We start from the raw sequence: 7,409 nt of genomic DNA on the forward strand, positions 1-7,409 counted from the left end.
GAATTATTGAGAAAGCTATATATGTGTATTTTAATTATAATATTTGGGCTAAATTTCTTAAAATTACGTCTCAGCCGGTATTTAATGACAGGATATATAGTACCTTTGGAAACCCCAATGTAGCGGGTAACTGGTTTGCCATAATGATTCTTTTAGGTCTTTATTTCTGTAGCACTACATATAAAACCACAAAATTATTTTATCAAATATCAACATTTTTTTTCGTTATTGCATTGTATTTGACGGGATCACGTGGTGCTTTTATGGGACTGTTATTTGGACTATTTATTTTTTATTTTGTTAAAGGTAATAAAAAAAACATGTGGCCTTTTATAACAATTTTTATAATTACAGCTGTAGTTACATTTATGCCCTCACAGATTTTAGAAAATGTAATTGACCATAATTTTGATGGTTCATTTACAAGTCGTCTTGGAATATGGAATGGATGTTTAAAAATGATAAAACTTAGACCTATTACAGGCTGGGGACTTATGGGAATTACCGACCATGGAGCATATTTTATGAAAGGCTACTATTATGCCACCTTATATCATGGTCATAATATTTGGATTACTATTATGACCTCACTTGGAATTGTTGGGCTGTTTATATATATCTATATGAAGATTAATTTATTTCGTAATTTAAGAATACTTTATGCACAAAATTGTAGGTTGGTTCCAATGCTAGCTGGAATTCAAGCTGTAATAATCGGGCATGGATTGGTTGATTTTACAATGATTGCACCACAAACTGGATTATTATTTATAACTAGTTCAGCCATAATTAGTGCCATTGTAACACAATATAATATTTCATTTAGTAATGGGTATGAAGTGTCGGCAACTTCGAAGGAAATAAGTGAGGCTATAGGTAAAATTCCACAGTCAGCAGTAATTCTTGCTTCAGTCTCTAAAAAAATGATTGAAAAAGTAAGTAGATTCAAAATTTAATAGATGAATGCAAAAGATGTTTGGAATAGTTACCAAGCATTTTTTTATTATTCTAAAAATAATCTGATCTTAATCTAGTTTTAATATTCCTAATAGATAATGAAAAATAGTTAAATAAAAATGCTAAGTCAAATTAAAAATTGGAGTTGAAAATTATGAAACATATAATTGGATTATTAAATAACTATGGAACTATTGTTTTACCTATATCTTTAATATTAGAGCTTATAGCATTACCTTTGCCAGGAGAGGCCATGCTGACTTACTGTGGGGTCCTTGTTAATCAAGGTAAAATGAGCTGGATTTTAAGCATATTTTTGGCCTCAATTGGATCGGGTTACCTTATCCTATTTCATTGGTGGAATTTTAGGTACACCATTCTTTGAAAAGTATGGTCACTATGTTCATATGGATAAAAAGAACTTAGATAAAGTATCTGCGTGGTTTAAAAAATATGGTAATAAATTGTTAATTGTAACATATTTTATTCCTGGTGTTAGGCATATTACAGGATATTTTGCAGGAATAACCAAGATTTCCTATAAAAAGTTCGCAGTATATTCTTATGTAGGAGCTATCATATGGACAAGCACCTTTATTTCATTAGGGTCTTTATTTGGAGCAAATTGGGATAAATATCATGAATTAATAGCAGCTTTTTTGGTAAGAGGCGGGGTAGCTATTTTTCTAATGGCAATAGCAATTTATATCCTAATCAAATATAAGCTTTATTTGAATGAAGTTAGTAAAAAAATTTATAGAAAAATAGCAAATACATTTAATTCAATTTTTAATGTACGTAATAGAGCTTTAGGTATGACGGTATCTATTTTGATTCTTTCCGTTATTATAATTGGTTTTGTAGAATAAATGATAATTTAGTTAGGAGAGTTTGATGAAAAATAAAATACTTAATATAGCAGTAGTTATATTATCTTCAGTAACATTTCTATACTTTTTCTTATACCAAATGGGTTGAGCCAATTGATAAATGTTCTTAAAGTAATTAATGTTTTATGGTTATTAGTAGCCATTGTGTTAACACTTATTTATTGGATTTTTGAAGTAGTTATAATACATGAATTAACTAGACTAATTTTTTCAGCACACAATATAGAAAATCAATAAAGACAGCCATGTTGGCAGAAAAATTTAAGGATTTTACATACAGTATAATATATCAATAAACAGTTAATTTTATTAAATCATGCAATATTAAACAATAAAATTTCGGAAAATATAGGAGAATAAAATGAGTTCAAATAATATGTCAAGACGAAAAAAGAAGCATAAATTAAAAAACTTTATATTTTATCTGATTTTCGGATTAATATTTACTGGAGTTACTGCTCCATTAATTATATTTCACGGACCATTTACTAATGTGAAAAAAACGATTGTAGATGCTTCAATGACTACACTTACACACCAATGGATTGCAAAGTCATTTTTATCTGATGCTGAAATCCAAAAAATTAGAAGTGAGGATATAATTCAAATTTTGAAACAGGGCAATAATAACCTTATTAAGTTTAGTAATACTCATGATAATAGTATTGAAAGATATAATATTTCAAATGGAATGAAGTTCACAGGTCATCTACTTATTATTAAAGATCCAACAAGAGTTAAAGTTGGATATAGTAATAAACTGGGAAAACAGGGAGAACTAACAAGTCAAATAGCACAGGATAATAGTGCTGTAGCAGCTATTAATGCAGGAGGTTTTTCTGACTCATCCTCAACTAATACTAAATGGACTGGTACAGGAGGAAAACCAAATGGTATTATTATGAGTAATGGAAATGTTAAATTTAATGATATAACAGATCCTAATAAAAAAAACGATGTTACAGCAATTACAAAAAATGCTCAACTTCTTGTAGGACCTCACAGCTTGAATGATTTAAAGGAGCTTTCCGTAACCGATGCAGTATCTTTTGGTCCAGCCCTTGTAGTTGATGGTAAAGGAACAATAAGTTCTGGAGATGGAGGCTGGGGAATTGCACCGAGGACAGCAATAGGGCAACGCACGGATGGTGCTATAATATTACTTGCTATTGATGGAAGGTCAACTAAAAGCCTAGGAGCATCGCTTAAAGATGTACAAAACATAATGCTTAAATATGGAGCATATAATGCGTCAAATTTGGATGGTGGTTCATCAACTACAATGTACAATAATGGTAGTGTCATTAATAACCCTTGCAATGCACTTGGCGAAAGAGCGGTTCCATCAGCTTTTATCGTTAATCATTAACCGATAGGAGATTAAGTTATGAAAAAAGTATTTAAAAAAATGATAATATGCAGTATGATTTCATTAATCATACAAATTGGCGGACTTTTCTATTTGAACAACTATCTTCTAACTTCAAATGCTACTGTGAAATTTCAAAAGGTAGAAGACTCAAGTAATAAGACTTCTGTTTCAAAAGCTAATGTATCAAGTAATGCCACCAACGTAAATGTTTCTTATGATGCAAGTTATATTTCCTATTACTTAAATAATGAGTTATATGTTGTTAATACTATTACAGGTAAGAGCTTTAATGTAAATTCTTCTAATGGAGTTAAAATATCTTTTTATAAATGGCTACCAGATAGAAATAGAATGCTTATTGTAGAAACTCAAAGCAGAAATCTTTCATTATCATATTATGATGTTACTCAATCACAAAAGAGTAAAGTATCTGATATTTTAATGATTAGCTCAGCATCTATAGTAAAAGATATTGAAGCATCACCTCTAACAAATGTAATTTATATAAAAGTGAAAAATGGTTATAAGGATTATTCTATATACTGGGTAAATATAATGAAAACAAGAAAGAAAATTGTTACTAACTCTAAATATATAGGAAATATTCAAGTAGTACCCCATGAGGATAAAATGGTATACGAGGATCTAGCAAATAACAAGGTTTATGCAACTGGACCAAATCATGCTTTGAACTTTAGTGGTTCGACAAAATCATGCTTACTCGCAATAGACAACAATGACCAGGTTTATGTTGGAAATGTGGATAGTAATAATAACGTTGATAAGATATATTATGGCAAATTGGGTGGTAGCTGGAAGTCAACTCCATTAAGTATGCCAGTAAGCAAAAATCACTTATTTGTTACAGCTAGTGGGAAGGTTTATATAAATGATAAGACTAAATGTACTGTAACAGAGATCCAGACAAGTAAGGAAACAACTTATAAAGGTACATTCCTTCAATCATATAGTGATGGAATTGCATCATTAAGTGACGGAAATTTAGTTAAAACCCCTTTAAATTAAACTGATGATATAATCTTGAGAATTATATATAATTGTAGATTTAATAAGTTGTTCTAATGGTGAAAGCTACATTTATTTTATGATGTGGTTTTTAAAAAATAACTGAGGCTGGTGTGGTTCTTGCAATTATTAAGACAACACCACCTTTAGATATTAATCAAATTTAAAATTTAAACCAAACATCTGTAAATTATGATTACAAAAAAGTTTTACAATCAATTAATTCATATTTAACATTTTAATCGAAATTTAATCTAATCTTTAATTCTTTTTAATTTATGTTTTGTACCATGTAATTAATGAAATAAGAAAGAGAGGTACAAAGTTTTGATTAAAACAGAAAATCTTACAATGACATATAAAAATGGATTTACTGCAGTAAAAAATTTAAACTTAACTGTATCAGAAGGAGATATTTTTGGATTTTTAGGTCCTAATGGTGCAGGTAAAACAACTACAATAAGAATGCTTACAGGACTTTTAAAGCCAAGTGGAGGAAATGTTTTTATAAGTGATCTTGATGTCAATTCAAACGAAAATGAAATTAAGAAATTTATAGGCGTGGTGCCTGAATCTCATGGATACTACAATTGGATGACAGGGGTAGAGTATTTAAGTTATTTCGCGGAACTTTTTGCTCAAGATAAGGATAAATACACCCAAAATATTGAATATTTACTAGAAAAAGTAGGACTTAGTGGTAAGAAAAAAGTTCTTATAGGACATTACTCAAGAGGTATGAAGCAAAGACTAGGTATTGCGAAGGCACTTATAAATACCCCAAAGATTATATTTTTAGATGAACCTACATTAGGACTAGATCCAATAGGTCAAAAGGATATTCAAAATCTTATATTAGAAATTAATAGGGTTATGAATGTAACGGTGTTTATTACGTCACATTTATTAAAGGATATTGAAGTGCTTTGTAACACGATATGTATAGTACAAAATGGAGAACTTATTGAGCAGGGAACTATAAGGGATCTTCAGGAAAAGTATTCAGAAAATAAAATTATAAAACTTAAAACCTCAGATAACAAAAAAGCAGTTGAGTTTTTTAAAGATAATGAATTAATTACAAGAATAGAATTTGTTGATGAATATGTATACATCTATATAAATAAAAATAGCAACCTCAATATAGTTAATGATATAAAGCGTTATATTGTTGAAAAATTATTTTTAAATTCTATTGATATCCAAGAGATAGGTAAAGAAGAGATTACTATAGAGGATATTTTTTTTAAGCTTACTGATAAGAAAGTGCGAGGAGGCGACATAGGTGAACCTATCTATAATTAAAAAAGAATTTAAAGAAAATTTTTATGCCATGAAAGGGTACGTATGGTTAATTATAATCGCAATAATATTCAGCATAATGTCTTATAGTTTCGTCTCCGTAAAGGAATTGAGCCTTTTAGCTCAGACAGAAGTCGTAGTTACTATGGGTAAACTAATTCTAGGATTAGGACTACTTATTACCATAGTTCTTGGAGCTGTAACATTTTCGAATGAAAGGGAAGAATGTACATTAGAAAGCTTGTTACTAACACCTGTACCTAAAATGCAACTAGCTCTTGGTAAGCTCACCGGTGTTCTTTTAATGGGCATATCAGTTTTTATTATAGCTCTTCCTTATATAATTACATTAAGTTATGGAACAGGACTTGTTCTGAGAGCAATTCTATTTATTCTTATTATAGGTAGTATAATAGCTTTTTCATATGCAAGTATTTCTATTTCTTTATCAATTTTATTAGGATCATCTAAAAATTCTATAATAACTTCAATAATACTTTTTATATTAACAGCATTACCAAGTTTACTATCTACTTCAATTAAAAAGGCAGGGTTTGGTGCTGTAATAGAGAAAATTAGTCCATTATCAAATACATTCAATCTTATGAAAGCGGTAATAATTGAAAAACAAGGATTCGCTGGGATGCTAAAATTCATAATGCCAATATTAATATTTTCAGTGTTATCTTATATGTTTTTGATTTATGGAACAAAAAAGATTGCTTTTAAAGGAGGAGAATAGAATGAAAAGAATATATGTAGTACTAACAATTCTATTGTTTTCTGCTTTATTACCATTTACAAGTGTATATGCTAAAGACATTGATAATAATAATATTAGTATATCCATACAATCACCAACAGGAGTTAAAAATTACCCAGGTATAGAAAAAACAATTAAGGCCGAAATTAAAAATAACACTAATAAACCGATAAAAGATATACTTGTTTATATTACTATGACAGATATAAAAAAGAGTATGACTGTAAATTTAGAAGATTATAGTGCTGACAAGCCTATTACAGTTAACTTACTTAATCCAAATGAAACAAAAACCGTGGAGTTACCTATACGATTTGTATATACCAGTAATTATTATCTTTATACCACTGTAGTTTCAAAGCAATACAAACAGATTGTATCAAGTGACTCTATTAAAATTGAAATAATGGGAAACACTAAGGTTGATAAAAGTATGGTTATGATAGTATCTTTTGTTGAACCTCTTTTACTCATTTTTGGTACTGTGTTCATAATAATCAGAAACAAAATATAAATAATACGAGGAGAAAATAACAATGAAAAATATTTTTATTAAGGTAATTGAATTTGGTAAAACTTATAAAAAGAGGATAATAACCGTTGTTTCAATTAGTATGTTAACTGTTACTATCGGAGCAGGAATAGTAGGTAAAGTTGTTTATTCAAGGGCAAAAACAAATACAAAATATACTCAAGATAAGCTTGCTCAAATTGCTTTAGGAAAAGTGCCAGGTGAAGTTATAGATGTAGAAAAGGAACTAAACTTCGAAGAAGCAGTTTATGAATATGAGTTCAAAATTAAGGATAAAGAAAATATGCAACAAACAGTTAGGGTAGAGTCTAAAAACGGTGTAATATTAATGCTAGATAATGAAAAGGCTAATAGTGCTAACAAAGAGAGCAAAAGAAATTATATGGGTGAACGTGTAGAAGACTAAGGAAATACTATAAGAAAAGGATGGGGATACTTTGGAGAATTTTAAAATCCTTTTAGTGGAAGATGAAAAGCAAATGGCAATGTTTATTGAAATGGAATTAAATCATGAAGGATATAAGGTCGATGTAGCTTATGATGGACGTGAAGCTCTTAATATAGCTG

General features: G+C 29.2%; 9 protein-coding genes. All 9 read left to right on the forward strand.

Features of this window, described 5'->3' with window-relative positions; genetic code table 11:
• Positions 1-956 (forward strand): O-antigen ligase family protein (locus KPL51_RS22405; RefSeq protein WP_216166532.1); only part of this gene is annotated, 956 nt, incomplete at its 5' end.
• 327 nt (positions 957-1,283) lie between these two features.
• Positions 1,284-1,826: a DedA family protein gene (locus KPL51_RS22410; protein WP_224854711.1), complete on the forward strand. Its 543-nt coding sequence runs from the start codon at positions 1,284-1,286 to the stop codon at positions 1,824-1,826.
• Between the two features lie 382 nt (positions 1,827-2,208).
• The gene (locus KPL51_RS22415; RefSeq protein WP_216166534.1) at positions 2,209-3,216 is read left to right on the forward strand and encodes a phosphodiester glycosidase family protein; all 1,008 of its coding nucleotides are present in this window, start codon (positions 2,209-2,211) and stop codon (positions 3,214-3,216) included.
• Positions 3,217-3,234: 18 nt separating this feature from the next.
• A complete protein-coding gene (locus KPL51_RS22420) occupies positions 3,235-4,245 on the forward strand; it encodes a hypothetical protein (RefSeq protein WP_216166537.1) in 1,011 nt (336 codons plus the stop codon).
• A gap of 327 nt (positions 4,246-4,572) precedes the next feature.
• Positions 4,573-5,550: an ABC transporter ATP-binding protein gene (locus KPL51_RS22425; RefSeq protein WP_216166539.1), complete on the forward strand. Its 978-nt coding sequence runs from the start codon at positions 4,573-4,575 to the stop codon at positions 5,548-5,550.
• The gene (locus KPL51_RS22430) at positions 5,531-6,289 is read left to right on the forward strand and encodes an ABC transporter permease subunit (RefSeq protein WP_216166541.1); all 759 of its coding nucleotides are present in this window, start codon (positions 5,531-5,533) and stop codon (positions 6,287-6,289) included. The genes KPL51_RS22425 and KPL51_RS22430 overlap by 20 nt, the downstream gene beginning before the upstream one ends.
• Before the next feature lies 1 nt (position 6,290).
• Positions 6,291-6,824: a COG1361 family protein gene (locus tag KPL51_RS22435; RefSeq protein ID WP_216166543.1), complete on the forward strand. Its 534-nt coding sequence runs from the start codon at positions 6,291-6,293 to the stop codon at positions 6,822-6,824.
• Between the two features lie 22 nt (positions 6,825-6,846).
• Positions 6,847-7,248 carry a PepSY domain-containing protein gene (locus tag KPL51_RS22440; RefSeq protein ID WP_216166545.1) on the forward strand — a complete coding sequence of 134 codons (402 nt, stop codon included), beginning with the start codon at positions 6,847-6,849 and terminating at the stop codon, positions 7,246-7,248.
• Positions 7,249-7,279: 31 nt separating this feature from the next.
• Positions 7,280-7,409: response regulator (locus KPL51_RS23785; protein WP_512699096.1), on the forward strand; the 130-nt coding region annotated here is incomplete at its 3' end.

The organism is Clostridium bowmanii (assembly GCF_018861315.1).
Taxonomy (GTDB): domain Bacteria; phylum Bacillota; class Clostridia; order Clostridiales; family Clostridiaceae; genus Clostridium_AD; species Clostridium_AD bowmanii.